The organism is Flexivirga sp. (assembly GCF_051955415.1).
Lineage (GTDB): Bacteria > Actinomycetota > Actinomycetes > Actinomycetales > Dermatophilaceae > Flexivirga.
The window spans coordinates 1-15,157 of the sequence record NZ_JBQCGS010000103.1; the positions used below are offsets into that span (position 1 = coordinate 1).

Annotated in this window: 14 protein-coding genes; 7 read left to right on the forward strand and 7 right to left on the reverse strand. The window is 69.7% G+C overall.

What is annotated here, in order from left to right; translation table 11 throughout:
• Positions 1-114: 114 nt before the first annotated feature.
• Entirely contained in the window at positions 115-1,929 is a 1,815-nt protein-coding gene (locus ACTHL4_RS16755; RefSeq protein ID WP_440283905.1) for a glycoside hydrolase family 15 protein, read from the reverse strand.
• 87 nt (positions 1,930-2,016) lie between these two features.
• Between ACTHL4_RS16755 and ACTHL4_RS16760 the strand changes: the two genes are divergently transcribed.
• From ACTHL4_RS16760 to ACTHL4_RS16770, 3 genes are all read left to right on the forward strand, one after another.
• Positions 2,017-2,898 (forward strand): crotonase/enoyl-CoA hydratase family protein, encoded by an 882-nt coding sequence (locus ACTHL4_RS16760; protein ID WP_440283906.1) that lies wholly within the window; start codon positions 2,017-2,019, stop codon positions 2,896-2,898.
• Positions 2,899-2,915: 17 nt separating this feature from the next.
• The gene (locus ACTHL4_RS16765; protein ID WP_440283907.1) at positions 2,916-3,515 is read left to right on the forward strand and encodes a peroxidase-related enzyme; all 600 of its coding nucleotides are present in this window, start codon (positions 2,916-2,918) and stop codon (positions 3,513-3,515) included.
• A 71-nt stretch (positions 3,516-3,586) separates the two neighbouring features.
• Positions 3,587-4,216, forward strand: coding sequence for a superoxide dismutase (locus tag ACTHL4_RS16770; protein WP_440283908.1), 630 nt, complete (start codon positions 3,587-3,589; stop codon positions 4,214-4,216).
• Positions 4,217-4,228: 12 nt separating this feature from the next.
• Here ACTHL4_RS16770 and ACTHL4_RS16775 read toward each other — a convergent pair whose 3' ends face one another.
• Positions 4,229-5,359: an alanine--glyoxylate aminotransferase family protein gene (locus tag ACTHL4_RS16775; protein ID WP_440283909.1), complete on the reverse strand. Its 1,131-nt coding sequence runs from the start codon at positions 5,357-5,359 to the stop codon at positions 4,229-4,231.
• 133 nt (positions 5,360-5,492) lie between these two features.
• Between ACTHL4_RS16775 and ACTHL4_RS16780 the strand changes: the two genes are divergently transcribed.
• Entirely contained in the window at positions 5,493-6,224 is a 732-nt protein-coding gene (locus tag ACTHL4_RS16780; RefSeq protein ID WP_440283910.1) for a VOC family protein, read from the forward strand.
• Positions 6,225-6,235: 11 nt separating this feature from the next.
• Here the strand turns inward: ACTHL4_RS16780 and ACTHL4_RS16785 are convergent, their stop codons facing one another.
• Positions 6,236-7,078, reverse strand: a complete 843-nt coding sequence (locus tag ACTHL4_RS16785; RefSeq protein ID WP_440283911.1) for a uracil-DNA glycosylase — start codon at positions 7,076-7,078, stop codon at positions 6,236-6,238.
• Between the two features lie 46 nt (positions 7,079-7,124).
• Between ACTHL4_RS16785 and ACTHL4_RS16790 the strand changes: the two genes are divergently transcribed.
• Both ACTHL4_RS16790 and ACTHL4_RS16795 read left to right on the forward strand, forming a co-directional pair.
• The gene (locus ACTHL4_RS16790) at positions 7,125-7,952 is read left to right on the forward strand and encodes a PIG-L deacetylase family protein (protein ID WP_440283912.1); all 828 of its coding nucleotides are present in this window, start codon (positions 7,125-7,127) and stop codon (positions 7,950-7,952) included.
• Positions 7,949-8,437 (forward strand): MaoC/PaaZ C-terminal domain-containing protein, encoded by a 489-nt coding sequence (locus ACTHL4_RS16795; RefSeq protein ID WP_440283913.1) that lies wholly within the window; start codon positions 7,949-7,951, stop codon positions 8,435-8,437. Before ACTHL4_RS16790 ends, ACTHL4_RS16795 begins: the two co-directional genes overlap by 4 nt.
• Positions 8,438-8,624: 187 nt before the next feature.
• Here the strand turns inward: ACTHL4_RS16795 and ACTHL4_RS16800 are convergent, their stop codons facing one another.
• The 4 genes from ACTHL4_RS16800 to ACTHL4_RS16815 are packed head-to-tail and all read right to left on the reverse strand — an operon-like array spanning position 8,625 to position 14,039.
• A complete protein-coding gene (locus ACTHL4_RS16800; RefSeq protein WP_440283914.1) occupies positions 8,625-10,016 on the reverse strand; it encodes a DNA polymerase IV in 1,392 nt (463 codons plus the stop codon).
• A 23-nt stretch (positions 10,017-10,039) separates the two neighbouring features.
• Entirely contained in the window at positions 10,040-11,086 is a 1,047-nt protein-coding gene (locus ACTHL4_RS16805) for a glucose 1-dehydrogenase (protein WP_440283915.1), read from the reverse strand.
• Positions 11,087-11,143: 57 nt separating this feature from the next.
• Positions 11,144-13,240 carry a RecQ family ATP-dependent DNA helicase gene (locus tag ACTHL4_RS16810; protein WP_440283916.1) on the reverse strand — a complete coding sequence of 699 codons (2,097 nt, stop codon included), beginning with the start codon at positions 13,238-13,240 and terminating at the stop codon, positions 11,144-11,146.
• 40 nt (positions 13,241-13,280) lie between these two features.
• On the reverse strand, positions 13,281-14,039 hold the full coding sequence (locus tag ACTHL4_RS16815) for a lysophospholipid acyltransferase family protein (protein WP_440283917.1): 759 nt from the start codon (positions 14,037-14,039) through the stop codon (positions 13,281-13,283).
• Positions 14,040-14,116: 77 nt separating this feature from the next.
• Between ACTHL4_RS16815 and ACTHL4_RS16820 the strand changes: the two genes are divergently transcribed.
• A complete protein-coding gene (locus tag ACTHL4_RS16820; RefSeq protein WP_440283918.1) occupies positions 14,117-15,142 on the forward strand; it encodes an LLM class flavin-dependent oxidoreductase in 1,026 nt (341 codons plus the stop codon).
• The last annotated feature ends 15 nt before the right edge of the window (positions 15,143-15,157 follow it).

Genomic DNA, 15,157 nt, shown 5'->3' on the forward strand with positions numbered 1-15,157 from the left:
CTGTGCGCGCGGCCGTCGGCTGGGGCACCCCCCCGCCGGTCTGCGCGCGCGCGGCCGGGCCCGCCAACCCCCCCGGCCCGCACTCCCCGTGGGGGGTTTGGCCCCCGACGTTGCTCAGTCCGTCGGCACGCCGGGGTGCCGGATGGGTTCGTGGCTGTTGTGGCCACGTCCGGCATGCAGCTGCAACGCGCTGGTGACCAGTGCGAAGTGGCTGAACGCCTGAGGCGTGTTGCCCAGCTGTCGCTGCTGTTTCGGGTCCCACTCCTCGCTGAGCAGGCCCACGTCGTTGCGCAGGTCCAGTAGCCGCTCGAAGAGCTTGACCGCGTCGGCCTGCCGGCCACCCAGGTGCATCGCGTCGACCATCCAGAACGAGCAGGCCAGGAAGAGTCCCTCACCGCCGGGCAGACCGTCGTCGGACTCGGCGTTCTGGTAGCGCAGCACCAGGCCGTCCTCGGTCAGCTCGCGCTCGATCGCGTCGACCGTGCCCAGCATGCGCGGGTCGTCCCCGGGCAGGAAGCCCACGCGCGGAATGATCAGCAGGCTCGCGTCCAGGGCCTGGGCGCCATACGACTGCACGAACGTGTTGCGGTCCTCGTCGAAGCCGTGCGCCAGCACGTCGGCGTGGATGGTGTCGCGCAGGGTCTCCCAGCGATCGGCCGGTCCGTGCAGCGTCGGGTGACGGCGCACGGCCTTGGCCATCCGGTCGGCTGCCACCCAGGCCATCACCTTCGAATGGGTGAAGTGTCGCCGCGGACCGCGCACCTCCCACAGACCGTTGTCCTTGTCGTCCCAGATGCCCTCCAGGTGCTCCATCAGCGCGACCTGCAGGTCCCAGGCGTCCTCGGTGCTGGCCAGGCCGGCCTCGCGGGCCAGGGCCAGACCGTCGAGTGTCTCGCCCCACACATCGAGCTGCAGCTGATCGGCCGCGGCGTTGCCGACGCGGACCGGTGAGGAGTTCTCGTAGCCGCGCAGCCAGCCCAGCTCGCTCTCCGGCAGCCGCCGGGTGCCGTCCAGGCCGTACATGATCTGCAGGTCCGCCGGGTCCCCGGCGACCGCACGCAGCAACCAATCGCGCCAGGCGCTCGCCTCGTCGAGGTAGCCGCCCGCGATCAGCGCCTGCAGGGTGTATGTCGCATCGCGCAACCAGCAATAGCGGTAGTCCCAGTTGCGCGGGCCGCCCAGCTGCTCCGGCAACGACGTCGTCGCCGCCGCCACGATGCCGCCGGTCGGCTGGTAGGTGAGCGCCTTCAACGTCAGCAGCGAGCGCTGGACGGCATCACGGTAGGGACCGGACAGGTCGTGGCCGCGGCCACACCACTCGCGCCAGAAGTCCAGCGTGCCCTGCAGTGCCTGCTCGGCGTCGACCGGTTCGGGGCGCGACTCGTGGCTCGGCGACCAGGTCAGGACGAACGGCACCCGGTCCCCTTCCGACACGGTGAACTCCGAGACCGTGGACCACTCGTGGCCGTGCGTGGGCACCGGCGTGCGCAGCCGTATGGCGTCGGGGCCGGCGACGGCGAGCATCTGGTCGCCCTCATGGTGTGCCCACGGCCGGATGTTGCCGTAGTCGAAGCGCAGCGTCAGCTCCCCGCGCATCTGCACGGTGCCGCTGACGCCTTCCACGATGCGCACGATGTCGGGCGCCTTGCCGCGTGGTGGCATGAAGTCGATGACCCGCACGGTGCCCTCGGCGCTCTCCCACTCGGTCTCCAGCACGAGCGTCTGGTCGACATACCGTCGGCGTGTGCACGGTCCGCCGTCGACCGGTGCGAGGATCCAGCGCCCGGCGCTCGGATCGTCCAGCAGCGCGGCGAAGCAGGCCGGCGAGTCGAAACGGGGCAGGCAGAGCCAGTCCACCGAACCCTCGTTGCTGACCAGCGCCGCGGTCTCCAGATCGCCCAGAATTGCGTAGTCCTCAATGCGAGCCATGCTTCGGATGTTGCCACACGTCGCCCAGTGACCGCGTCCGCCCGGTTAGGGTCCGCAAGACGGATCACGGCACCGGAAGGACATCGGATGAGTTTCGAGACGCTGCACCACGCGGTCGACGACGGAGTCCTCACGGTCACGCTGCACCGTCCGGAGCAGCTGAACGCCTTCACGGTGACGATGGCGGACGAACTGGAACGCACCTTTCGCGAGGTCAACGACGACGACGCAGTCCGTGCGGTGATCGTCACCGGCTCCGGGCGCGCGTTCTGTGCCGGAATGGACCTGTCGACGCCTGGCAACGTGTTCGGGCTCGACGAGGACCGGCGGCCCACCCTCGCGGACCTGACCGATCTGGGTGATCCCGAGCTGGCTCGCGTCCGCGACACCGGCGGCCGGGCGACCCTGGCGATCCACGACTGCCGCAAACCGGTCGTCGCGGCCATCAACGGCGCGGCCGTCGGGATCGGGGCGACGATGACCCTGGCGATGGACGCACGGCTGATGTCGAGCACGGCGCGCTTCGGGCTGGTGTTCGGCCGCCTCGGGATCGTGCCGGAGGCTGCGTCCTCGTGGTTCCTGCCGCGCATCGTCGGTCTTCCGCGTGCCCTGGACCTCGCCCTGTCCGCGGACATCCTGGATGCGGCCGCGACGGTCGAGAACGGCCTGGCCACAGCGTCATACGAGCCGGATGAGCTGCTGCCCGCCGCGCGTCACCTGGTCGATCGGTGGACCAGGGGCCGCTCCCCTGTCGCCGTTGCCCTGACCCGGCAGATGCTGCGGCGCAACGCATCATACGACCATCCCGCGGACGCGCATCGGGTCGACTCGCTCGGGATGTTCTGGACCAGCGTGGGCGACGGCAAGGAGGGTGTCGCCGCCTTCCTCGACAAGCGTGCACCGGAATTCACCGGCCGGGCATCGGAGATGCCCGCCTTCTACGACGACTGGATCGACGAAACCCGTTGAAACAAAAGGAGAACGACATGGCTGGCCGGATCGACCCCGAGATTATGAGGCGTTTCCCCGTGGTCGATGTGGACGAGTTGCCGCAGGATCTGCAGGACCGCATCGCCGCGGTCAGCGAGAAGTCCGGCTTCATCCCCAACGTGTTCATCGGCATCGCACAACGCCCCGACGAGATGCGGGCGTTCTTCGACTTCCACGACTCGCTGATGGATCGCGAGACGCCGGGGCTGTCCAAGGCGGACCGCGAGATGATCGTGGTGGCGACGAGCGCCGAGAACGACTGTCTTTACTGCGTCGTCGCGCACGGGGCGATCGCCCGTATTCGCTCCAAGAACCCTTACATCTCCGATCAGCTGGCGACCGACTGGCGCAAGGCAGATCTCGACGAGCGGCAGCACACGATCATCTCGGTCGCGGTGAAGCTCGCCTCGCGGCCCTCCGAGATCGTCGACGCCGATCTGGATCTCCTGCGTTCCCAGGGCCTTTCGGAGGACGACGTGTATGACGTCGGCGCCATCACGGCGTTCTTCTCGATGAGCAACCGGCTCGTGCACTGGAGCGGGCTGATGCCCAACAAGGAGTTCTACCTGATGGGCCGCGTGCCGAAGGAGTCGTGACCGCGGGATACGGTGGTCATATGCGACACAGTCGCATATGACCACACTCGTTCTCGTGAAAGGTGATCCACGTGTCCGACTACGACCTCCCGGACCTTCCGTACGACTATTCGGCCCTCGAGCCGCACATCTCCGGCGCGATCATGGAGCTGCACCACGACAAGCACCACGCGGCATACGTCAAGGGCGCCAACACGGCCATCGAGCAGATGGCCGAGGCCCGCGAGACCGAGAACTTCGGGCCGGTTAATCTGCTGGAGAAGAACTTCGCGTTCAATCTGGCCGGGCACGTGAACCACTCGGTCTTCTGGCCGAACATGAGCCCGGACGGCGGCGACAAGCCGGACGGCGAGCTCGGGCAGGCGATCGACGAGTTCTTCGGCTCGTTCGACGCGTTCCGGTCCCACTTCACCGCGAATGCACTCGGCATCCAGGGCTCCGGCTGGTCGATCCTGGCCTGGGACAGTCTGGGCGCGCGCCTGGTGATCTGCCAGCTCTACGACCACCAGGGCAACTTGCCGGTCGGCCTCACTCCCCTACTCATGCTCGACATGTGGGAGCACGCCTTCTACCTGCAGTACCGCAACGTCAAGGACGAGTACGTCACGGCGTGGTGGAACATCGCCAACTGGGCGGACGTCGCCGAGCGCTTCGCGCGAGCACGCACCCAGACCGCCGGCCTGATCGTCCCGCAGGGCTGAGCGGACGCCGACTCAGCCGTCGAGCGCAGCCAGCGCGTCCTTGAAGCGCTCGACGGTGCCGTCGACGTCGGACAACTTGTCCAGACCGAAGAGCCCGAGCCGGAACGTCGAGAAGTCCTCCGGCTCGCCGCACTGCAGCGGGACGCCGGCCGCGACCTGCAGGCCGACCGCCTTGAACTTCGCCCCGCTCTGCAGCTCCGGGTCGTCGGCGTGCACGACCACGACACTGGGAGAGGCGAAGTCGTCGGCGGCAACCGACCGGAAGCCCGCCTCGGCCAGCACCGCGCGCACCTTGCCGCCCAGGTCCAGCTGCGCCGCGCGCAGCTTCGCCAGGCCGATCTCCCGTGCCTGGAGCATCAGCTCGGCGTTGTGCGCGAGACCGTCGGTCGGCATGGTGGCGTGGTAGGGCGTCTTGCCCTCGACATACGACTCGGTGATCCAGAGCCACTTCTTCAGATCCATCGCGAAGCTGGTGGAGGTCGATGCCTCCACGGCGTCGCGCGCCGCTTCGTTGAGCATCACGTAACCGGCGCATGGCGTGCCGCTCCACCCCTTCTGCGGCGCCGTCAACAGCACGTCGACCCCGAGGTCGCCCATGTCGACCCACAGTGCGCCGGATGCGACGCAGTCGAGGACGAAGAGGCCACCGACCTCGTGGACGGCCGTCGACACGGCGCGCACGTAGTCGTCGGGCAGCACGATCCCGGATGCCGTCTCCACATGCGGGGCGAAGACGATCTCGGGACGCTTGTCGCGGATCGCCGCGACCACCTCGTCCACGGGTGCGGGCTGCCACGCCGCCTGGTGCTCGTCCGTGACCGGTCGCGCGGCGCAGACCGTCGTCTCATCGGTGATGTGTCCGGCGTCGAAGATCTGCGACCAGCGGTAGGAGAAGGCGCCGTTGCGCACCACGAGGGCACGCTTGCCGGTCGCCAACTGCCGGGCGATCGCCTCCATGCCGTAGGAACCGCCGCCGGGGACGATCGCGACGGTGTGTGCGCTGTATGTCGTGCGCAGCACGTCGAGGATGTCCTGCATGACGCGCACGAATCGCTGCGACATGTGGTTGAGCGAACGGTCGGTGAAGACGACCGAGTACTCCAGCAGGCCGTCGGGGTCGATGTCATCGTGTGGCAAGTTCACGATCGCACCGTGCCACATCCGGCGCGGTCGGCGGTAGGTAGGTCCACCTCCCGGGCGCGGTCGGCGGAAAATCATTGGCCGGCCCACGTGCTCGGCTCCTACCGTCGTCACACACCCGACCATGGAGACGACGATGCCTGCTCGAAACCCCGCCCGGCTGTTCGCGATCACCTTCGGCGCGCAGGACCCCGGACGACAGGCCGACTTCTGGTCAGCGGTGCTGCGGCGGCCTGTCAAGCCGGACGACAGGGGCCGTCAGACCCTGACCGTCACGACGCCGGGACAGCCGCTCATCCGTTTCGTACATCGACCGGAGCCGAAGATGACTCCGAATCGCGGGCACTTCGACCTGACCAGCGAGTCGCCGACCGACCAGTCGGAGACGGTGGCGCGCGCACTCTCGGCGGGCGCCCGCCATATCGACATCGGCCAAGGAGCGGACGCCGACCACACGGTGCTCGCGGACGCCGAGGACAACGAGTTCTGTGTGATCCCCGCCGGGAACAACTTCCTCGCCGGCACCGGAACTATCGGCTGCTTCGCATGTGACGGCACCGAGGAGGTCGGCCGCTTCTGGAGCCGGGCATTGGGCTGGCCGCTGGTCTGGGACCAGGACGAGGAGACCGCCATACAGGCTCCGAGCGGCGGCACCAAGATCAGTTGGGGCGGCGGGGACGTGGCACCGCAGACGGGTTACAACCGGGTGCATCTCGACCTGGCAGTAGCGAACGACGCCGATCTTGCCGATGCAACGGCGGCGCTGAAGTCCCTCGGCGCCACCGACTGGGACGGACCCGTCTGTGACGGAGCCGTCGGGCTCGCCGACCCGGACGGCACGGAGTTCTGCCTACTGGTGGCGCCGTAGCCCCTGCCCCCTCAGCCGAGCTCTCGCACGGTCGCGATGACGTCGTCGAGCATGGCTTCGGTGAGCCGGCCGGTGAAGGTGTTCTGCTGACTGACGTGATAGCAGCCGACCAGCTCCACCGGGCCGGACGGGCTCAGCAGCGTGGCGCGAGCACCATGCCCGAATCTCGGCTTCGGCCGCGGGATCTGCCACCCGATGGCGCGGGCCGTGGAAACCGTGGAGTCCCAACCGATCCCGCCGAGCACCAGGATGACCCGAAGGTTCTCCTGCGAGAGCTGGAGTTCCTTCTCCAGCCAGGGCCGGCAGGTCGCCTTTTCCTCGGTGGTGGGCTTGTTCGCCGGCGGCGCGCAGTGCACCGGTGCCGTCATCCGGATACCGTGCAGTTCGAGGCCGTCACCGGCTGCGACCGACGTCGACCGCGTCGCGAAACCGCCGCGGTGCAAGGCGGCGAAGATCCAGTCACCGGAGCGGTCCCCGGTGAACATCCGGCCGGTCCGGTTCGCGCCGTTCGCCGCCGGCGCCAGGCCCACTATCAGCCGGGTTGCGTCCGGGTCCCCGAATGCCGGAGCGGGCCGGCCCCAGTAGGGCTCGTCCGCGAACGACCTGCGGCGGCCCGTGGTGGCAACCGTCTCCCGCCACGCCACCAGACGTGGGCAGGCCCGGCATACGGAGACCGCGGTGTTGAGCTCACTGATCGAACCGGCAGAGCTGGCGAGGCTTCGCACGCCGGCCGCGGATCCGGCGACAGGCGTCTCGGCCGTCGCGGTGTCCCCCGGCCAACCGCTGCCCGGGGTCACCGGAGACTCGAAGAGCTGGCCGGTGACGGGATGCGGATCGCTCATCGGGATGGTCATCCCCCGGTTGTATCGGGTGTCGGTGTCTGGTGCCAAGATTGACTGAGTGTCGACCATCGTGTTCTTCCACGCCCACCCTGACGACGAGAGTTCCCAGACCGCGGGTTCGATGTCGCGCGCATCGGACGAGGGTCATCGCGTGGTCGTCGTCTACGCCACCGGCGGCGAGCACGGTGAGGTGCCGGACGATCTCGGCCCTGCAGAATCCCTCGCGGACCGTCGACGCGCCGAAGCGGAGGCCTCGGCACGAGTCACCGGGACGGCGCGCGTTGCGTGGCTGGGCTACCACGACTCCGGCATGACCGGCTGGGAGCAGAACTCCGATCCGCGCTCCTTCCACCAGGCACCGGTCACCGAGGCAGCTGCCCGACTCGCGGGCATCCTCGACGAGGAGGAGGCCGACATCCTCGTCGGCTACGACTGGCACGGCAGTTACGGCCACCCGGACCACGTCAAGGTGCACGCCGTGACCTACGCCGCAGCCGAGCTCGCCGTCAAGGCACCGCGCGTGCTCGAGGAGACCATGAACCGCGACGTCATGCGCGCATCGATGCAGGCGGCCCGCGACGCCGGGATGGAGATCCCGTTCGACCCCGACGGACCGATGGACGACGGCAATCCGATGGGTATGCCGGAGGCCGAACTCCACTGGGCAGTGGACGTTACGGACTACCTCGACCGCATCCGGGCCGCCATGCGAGCGCACCGGAGCCAGGTCTCCGACATCGGCACCTTCATGGCGATGCCCGAGCCGGTCTTCGCCGCGGGCTTCGGCACGGAGTACTTCCTGGAGCGCGCGCGTCCGGACGGCATGGTCCACGGGTGGTTCCTGGATACCTCACCGGTCGACGACGCCGGCCCGAGGACAGCGTGACAACGGCCGGCACGGACGGTCCGGGCCCGAACACGCTCCTCCCGGCCGAGGAGCTGCCCGTCGGGCAGGAGCTGGACTGCGGCAGCTACCAGCTGACCGAGCAGGAGTTGTGTGCGTTCGCGACGCAGTGGGACCCGCAATACTTCCACGTCGATCCGGCGCGCGCGTCGGACAGCGACTTCGGTGGCCTGATCGCCAGCGGATTGCACACGATGTCGATCTACCAGCGGCTCGTGGTCTCCGCCGTCTACCAGCGGTATGACGTCATCGCCGGACGCGCTTTCCGGCGCGTGGAGTTCGTCCGGCCGGTGCGCGCCGGTGACGTGCTCACCTGCGCGGCGACGGTGCGCTCGGTCGAGCCCGACAAGCCGGGCCGGTGCCTGGTCGTCGTCGAGGGCTGCCTGCGCAATCAGCACGGCAGACCGGTGCTGCGGCTCGAGCTGGAATGCCTCGTCCGCTCACGCCGTGCGACCTCCGCGGGCTGACCGGGCTCCGCTCCTCAGGTCCGGCCACGGCAATGGCGCGTCGACACCTGCTTCGACCACCTCGACTCCCCTGCGGCTCAAGCGTTGACAGGCCATTTCGGCATTCGGCGGCCAGCCTTCGGTGACCGCCATGCGCGGCGGCGAGCAGACCCGTAGCCCCACGGAAGGCGCTCCTGGGTCGGCATGCTCACCATTGAGGCGGCTCCGCTGTGCGCAACTGCGGGTCGTCCGAGCGGAACGTGCGCACCCGTCCGGGCGCCGTCGTCGGTCCCTCGAAACGCACGGTCACCCGACCGAGACCGCTGCCCCACACCCAGCCGGCGCCGTGCTCGGCATGCTCCACGTCCTGGCCGGGCCACCATGCCGGCGGCCCCTCACCGCTGTACGCCGCCGGCCCGGGGGTCCGCCGGACGTCACCGGCCGGAGTGGCCGGGATGTCGAGACCCTCGGTGTCGGCCGTCCCGTCCCACGCCGGTCGCACCGCCTCGTCCTCCTCGTGCGGCGTGTCGAAACGCAGTTGCTCCTGCGCGTGGGTGCTGAGCCCGGAGACGCCGACACCCAACAACCGCAAGCCGTTCGAGACATCCACGGCCGCGAGCAGCCGACGGGCCACATCCAGGATCACGCCGGCGTCCCCCGTCGGGTGCAGCAGCGTCTCGGAGCGCGTGGACGTCGCGAAGTCGTGCTGGCGGACCTTGATCGTGACGGTCCGGGCGAAGGCCGCCGACTTGCCGAGTCGTGCCGCAGTGCGTCGAGCGAGACTGACGAGTTGGGCGTCGAGCACCTCGCGGTCGACCACGTCGTGCTCGAAGGTCTCCTCGGCCGAAACGCTCTTGGCCTCGCGTTCGACCACGACCTCGCGGTCGTCCTGTGCCCGTGCCAGCTGGTAGAGGCTGCCGCCGTGCGCGGCGCCGAAGATGCTTACCAGGTCCGCACGTTCCATCCGTTGCAGGTCCGCGACCGTCTCGACGCCGAACGATCGCAGCCGCGCCTCGGTCGCCGGGCCGATGCCGCTGACCACCCGCACCGACAACGGTGCCAGCACTTGCAGCTCCTGACCGGGCGGCACGACCACCAGGCCTGCCGGCTTGTCCAGGTCCGAGCCGATCTTGGCCAGCATCTTGGAGGTGGCGATGCCGGCCGACGCGGTCAAACCCCCGGTCGCCGAGGCGATCTCGGCGATCAGTCGCTGTGCGACCGCTCGCACGCCGTCCGGACTGAGGTCGATCCCACCGGCGGCGGCCAGGTCGACATACGCCTCGTCCACGCTGACCTGCTCCACGACCGGTGACACCTCACGCAACAGGCTCATCACGATCCGGCTGGATGCCCGGTAGGCGTCGCCGCGTGGATAGAGGAACGCGGTCCCGGATGGGCAGCGGCGCCGTGCCTCCGCGGTCGGCATGGCCGATCGCGCCCCGAACCGCCGAGCTTCGTACGACGCCGTCGCCACCACACCGCGGGCTCCGATGCCGCCGACACACACCGGCTTGCCCCGCAACGACGGCTTGTCCCGCTGCTCGACCGCGGCGAAGAATGCGTCGAGGTCCAGATGCATGATGCTGGCCGTCGAACGCACCCCGACATTCTTCCCGACGACGCTCAGATCGTCAGCACGATCTTCACGTCGTGCGGCTGGGGCGCGAACGCGTCGGCGAACTTCTCCAGCGGCACACGGCGAGTCACGAGGCGTTCCAGCCAGGCGTGATCCGCCGCGGCGAGTGCCTCGGCCGCTGCCTCGTAGTGGCGCAGGTTGGCGTTGACCGATCCGACGATGGCCGCATTGCCCAACACCGCCGTGCGGTTGATGGTGCCCAGGTCGACCGTCTCCTCCTTGCCCTCGTCGGAGATGCCGGTGAGGACGGTGATCGCGTAGGGCTTCGGATTGGCCAACGCTGCCTTGATGACCGGGGTGGCGCCGGTGCCCTCGATGATGATGTCGGGCTCGATCTTGTCGATCACCTGGTCGACCGGGTCGGTGTGGTAGCTGCCGCCGAGGTCCTTGACCAGTTGCGGCTTCGGGCCGTCCTCGACCCGGTCCAGCACGTGCACCTGCAGACCGCGCGCGGCTCCGATCATCGCCGCCAGCAGGCCGATCGGTCCGGCGCCGGTGATGAGCACCGATGTCGGCTCGAACCAGGCACGTGCCCCGATCCGGTCGACCTCTTCCCAGGCCTTGGCCACGACCGTGGTGGGTTCCATCAGCATGCCGACCGACTCCAGCGCCGGATCCAGCTTGACCGCGTGCTCGGCGCGCACCCGCCACCGCTCCGCCGCGAAACCGTGCAGCGATTTGATGCCGTGCTCGGTGTATTCGCCGTTGCGGCACATGTCCCACTCGCCGTGCGCACAAGCGCCGCACGGCACCGGGTCGGGCATCCGCACCACGCCGACGATCAGGTCACCGGCGGCGAAGCGGCCGCCCTCCGGCGCCTCGCGCACGCGGCCCAGCGACTCGTGTCCGATGATCAGCCGCTCCGAACCCTCCGGAGCCCAGCCGTAGTCGCCTTCGGCGAGCTCGTGGTCGGTGCCGCACACGCCGATGGCCAGGCCGTCGACCAGCACGTCTCCGAGTGCCTCGTCCGGCTCCGGCATGTCCTCGACCGCCAGGCTGCTGGATTGTCCAGGAATGATCGTGAGTGCTCGCATGCCCACGAAGTTACCCGACGTCCGCTGCGACGAACCTGACAGACGCAGCCGAGCCGGTCAGCCGATGGTGCGATGCAGCAGCAACGGGAGTATGGCGCGCGCACCCGCCGTGCGCAGAGCAGCCGCCGCGACCGTGACGACCCAGCCGGACGAGGACTCGTCGACCACCAGCAGCACCGATCGGCCCGCCACGTCGGGCAGGGCGCTGCGCTCGACCGCGTCGCGCCAGAAGGCGGCCTCGTCGACCGACGTGGCGTCCTGCGGTGGCGTGCCCTCGGTCGTCCACCGTTGCACGGGCAGCCGCCCGGCAGCGCCGAGTGCCTCGGCCACCCCACCGACCAGCTGCGGGTGGCCCGCGGCGTTCAGGGCGACGATGAGTTCGGGCCGCTCGAGCCATCCCCACTGCGCGAGCGTCCGCACGCACGCCTCCAGAAGCTCCGGCGGCGGCGGCGCATCGACCCGCAGGGCGCCGGCGAGCAGGTCCGCCCACTCCGTCGCGTCGGCGTGCACGATCACCCGCCCGTCCTCGGCGGCCTCCCCGGCCGGGATCCGGCCACGTCGGCCGAATGCGCCGCCCGGCCACATCTTGCGCGGCTCCAGCACCTGCTGCTGCGATCGCAGCAACTGGCGCACCCCGGCGACCGTGTCGGCCGCGGCCGCCGGCCGCAACGGCTCCGGCAACCGGCCCAGGCACACCGAGCAGCGGCCGCACGGCTCGGCCTCCAGGTCGTCCAGCGACTGCTGCAGCAGCTGCATCAGACACTGGTCACCGCGGATGTAGCGGCGCATGATGTCCGCCTCGCGACGACGCACCGCCAGCACCCCGTCGTAATGCTCCTGGTCGTAGCTCCACGGGGTGCCGGTGGCGCTCCACCCGTCGGCGGTGCGCTCGGTGATGCCGTCGACGGCGAGTTGCTTGAGCAGCAGGTCGACCTTGGTGCGGCGCAGCCCGCTCTCCGCCTCCAGCTGCGGCACCGACATCGGCTGCTCGGCTCCGCCGAGAGCGTCCAACAGCCGGCGCACCTGCGGCTCCTTCGGGATGGTCGCGGTCGCGAAGTAGTCCCATACGCCGTCGTCGCCCGCCGACGGCAGCAACGCCACCAACGCGTGGTCGATCGCGCGTCCCGCACGGCCGACCTGCTGGTAGTAGGAGACCGGCGACGGCGGCGCGCCGACGTGTATGACGAAACCCAGGTCCGGTTTGTCATACCCCATGCCGAGCGCGGAGGTGGCGACCAGCGCCTTGACCCGGTTGGCCCGCAGGTCCTCCTCCAGCGATTCACGCGTGTCCCCATCGAGCTGCCCGGTGTATGCCGCCACGGGCGCGTCGGCGCCGTAGCGGTGCCGGACGGCTTCGGTGAGCCGCTCCGCATCCGCGACCGTCAGGGTGTAGACGATGCCGGAGCCGGGCAGCTCGGCCAGGTGGTCCACCACCCAGGCGAAACGCTGCAGTGGGTCCAGTTGCGGCAGCACGGCCAGCTGCAGGCTGGCACGGGCCAGCGGCCCACGCAACACCACGGTGTCGTCGCCGAACTGGGCCGCGATGTCGTCGACCACCCGGGCGTTGGCCGTCGCGGTGGTCGCCAGCACCGGCGTGTCCGGATTGAGCCGACGCAACACATCGGTGACGCGGCGGTAGTCCGGCCGGAAGTCGTGACCCCAGTCGGACACCGAGTGCGCCTCGTCGACCACGACCAGGCCAAGCGCCCCGGTCAGGGAGCGCATCACCCGCGCACCGAACGTGGGGTTGGCCAGCCGCTCGGGAGAGACCAGCAGCACGTCGACCTCGCCGTCCTGCAACGCCTGCTCGATCCGTTGCCACTGACCGACATTGGAGCTGTTGAGGGTCGCGGCCCGCAGGCCGGCACGCTCCGCCGCCGCCACCTGGTCGCGCATCAACGACAGCAGCGGGGAGATCACCAGGGTCGGTCCGCGGCCCTGTGCGCGCAGCCACGAGGTGGCGATCCAGTAGACCGCGGACTTGCCCCAGCCCGTCGCCTGCACCACCAGCACGCGCGCGCCCGGCACGGTCAGCGCCTGCAGCGCCTCGTGCTGTCCTTCGCGTAGCCGCGCGCCGGGCCCGGCGAGGACGCCGAGGACGTCCTCGGCGACGGAGTCGATCGTCCTCGACGGCACAGGAACCACGGAAGTCATGGTGACAGTCTGTGATCCCGCACCGACAACCCCGTGGCGCTCAACCTCGTGCAGCGCGACGCGCGGCCTTGGCCTCCGCCTCCTGGACGTCCATGGCATTGGCCTCCTCGAGCGTCGGCGCGGTGCCGCCGAGCCGGGCCGGTAGGTACTTCAGGTCGTCACCGGTGAGCGGTTCGTAGCCGTCCTGCACAGCGTGCAGCCTCGTCTCCATCCGGGCGCGCAGCGCCGCCGTCTCGGTGTCCGGGTCCGCGTCGGCTGCGATCGGGATCGGCGCGCCGATGTCGATCCGCACCGGCACCTTCGGACGCCACATCTGCCGGGGCAGACCCTTGGTCCACACCCGCTGGGAGCCCCACAGCACCATCGGGATCACCGGCACGCCCGCCTCCTGCGCCATACGCACCGCACCGGACTTGAAGGAGCGCAGCTCGAACGACCGGGAGATGGTCGTCTCCGGGAAGACACCGATCAGTTCGCCGTGCCGCAATGCGTCCACGGCCGCGCGGTAAGCGTCCGCACCGGCGGCGCGGTCGACCGGTATGTGCCGCATGCCGCGCATCAGCGGCCCGGAGACGGGATGGTCGAAAACGTCCTTCTTGGCCAGGAAGCGCACCTTCCGGCCGACGTCCAGCGCGGGATAGCCCGCATAGGAGAAGTCGAAGTAGCCGATGTGATTCATCGCGATCACGGCCCCGCCGGTGCGGGGGATGTGCTCGGCTCCGGTGCGTTCGAACTTCAGCCCCTGGACGGCGAAGACGCTGCGGGCGAAGGCGATGACGCCGGAGTAGACGGGTTCCATGGTCGAACCCTACCGAGCGGTAAGCACGCTGTCCGCTCCGTGGAATGCCGGACCCGGCGATCGGTGTTGGACGTGGGGTGACTGATGCCGCCATACCGCTCTCCGTGCTCGACCTGTCCCCCATCGCCGCCGGCCGCACCGCATCCGATGCGCTGCAGGAGACCATCGCGCTCGCGCAACACACCGAATCGCTGGGTTACCAGCGCTCTTGGGTCGCCGAACACCACAACCTGCCCAGTGTCGCCAGTTCTTCACCGGTGGTGATGATCGCCACCGTCGCGGCTGCCACCTCGCGCATCAGGGTCGGCGCCGGAGGGATCATGCTGCCCAACCACGCGCCGTTGCAGGTGGCCGAGACGTTCCGGGTGCTGGAGGCACTGCACCCTGGCCGCATCGATCTGGGCCTGGGGCGGGCGCCGGGCACCGACCAGCTCACCGCGTTCGCACTGCGCCGCAGCAAGGAGGCCCTGGCCGCCGACGACTTCCCGCAGCAGTATGCCGAACTGCGCGCGTATGTCGAGGGTTTCCCCGACGATCACCCGTTCGCGCCGATCAGTGCGCAGCCCACGGACGTGCCGCTGCCACCGGTGTGGATCCTCGGCTCCAGCCTGTATGGCGCCCAGGCCGCCGGTCTGCTCGGGACCAACTTCGCCTTCGCCGGGCATTTCGGCAGCGTCGACCCCCGGGATGCCTTTGACGCCTATCGCACTGCCTTCCAGCCCAACGGTCGACCCGACAGCCTCACCGAGCCGCACAGCATGCTCGCCGTGTCGGCGATCGCCGCCGAAACCCCCCATCGCGCACACGAACTCGAGCGTGCCGCGGCGTTGTCGACCGTCCGGCTGCGGCAGAACCGGCCCGGTCCGCTGCCGACACCGGAGGAGGCTGCCGCCCACGAATGGACCGCCATGGAGCAGCATCTGGTCGACGGGCTGGGCCGGTTCGTCACCGCCGGCACCGGCGAGGAGGTGCTGGCCGGCATCACCGACCGAGCGCGTTCCTGCGGCGCCGACGAGTTGATGATCACCACCAACGTGCACGATCCGGCGGAGCGCCGGGCGTCATACACGCTCATCGCGCAGGCGGCTGGTCACCTGCGCTGAGCCGAGTACGTTGGG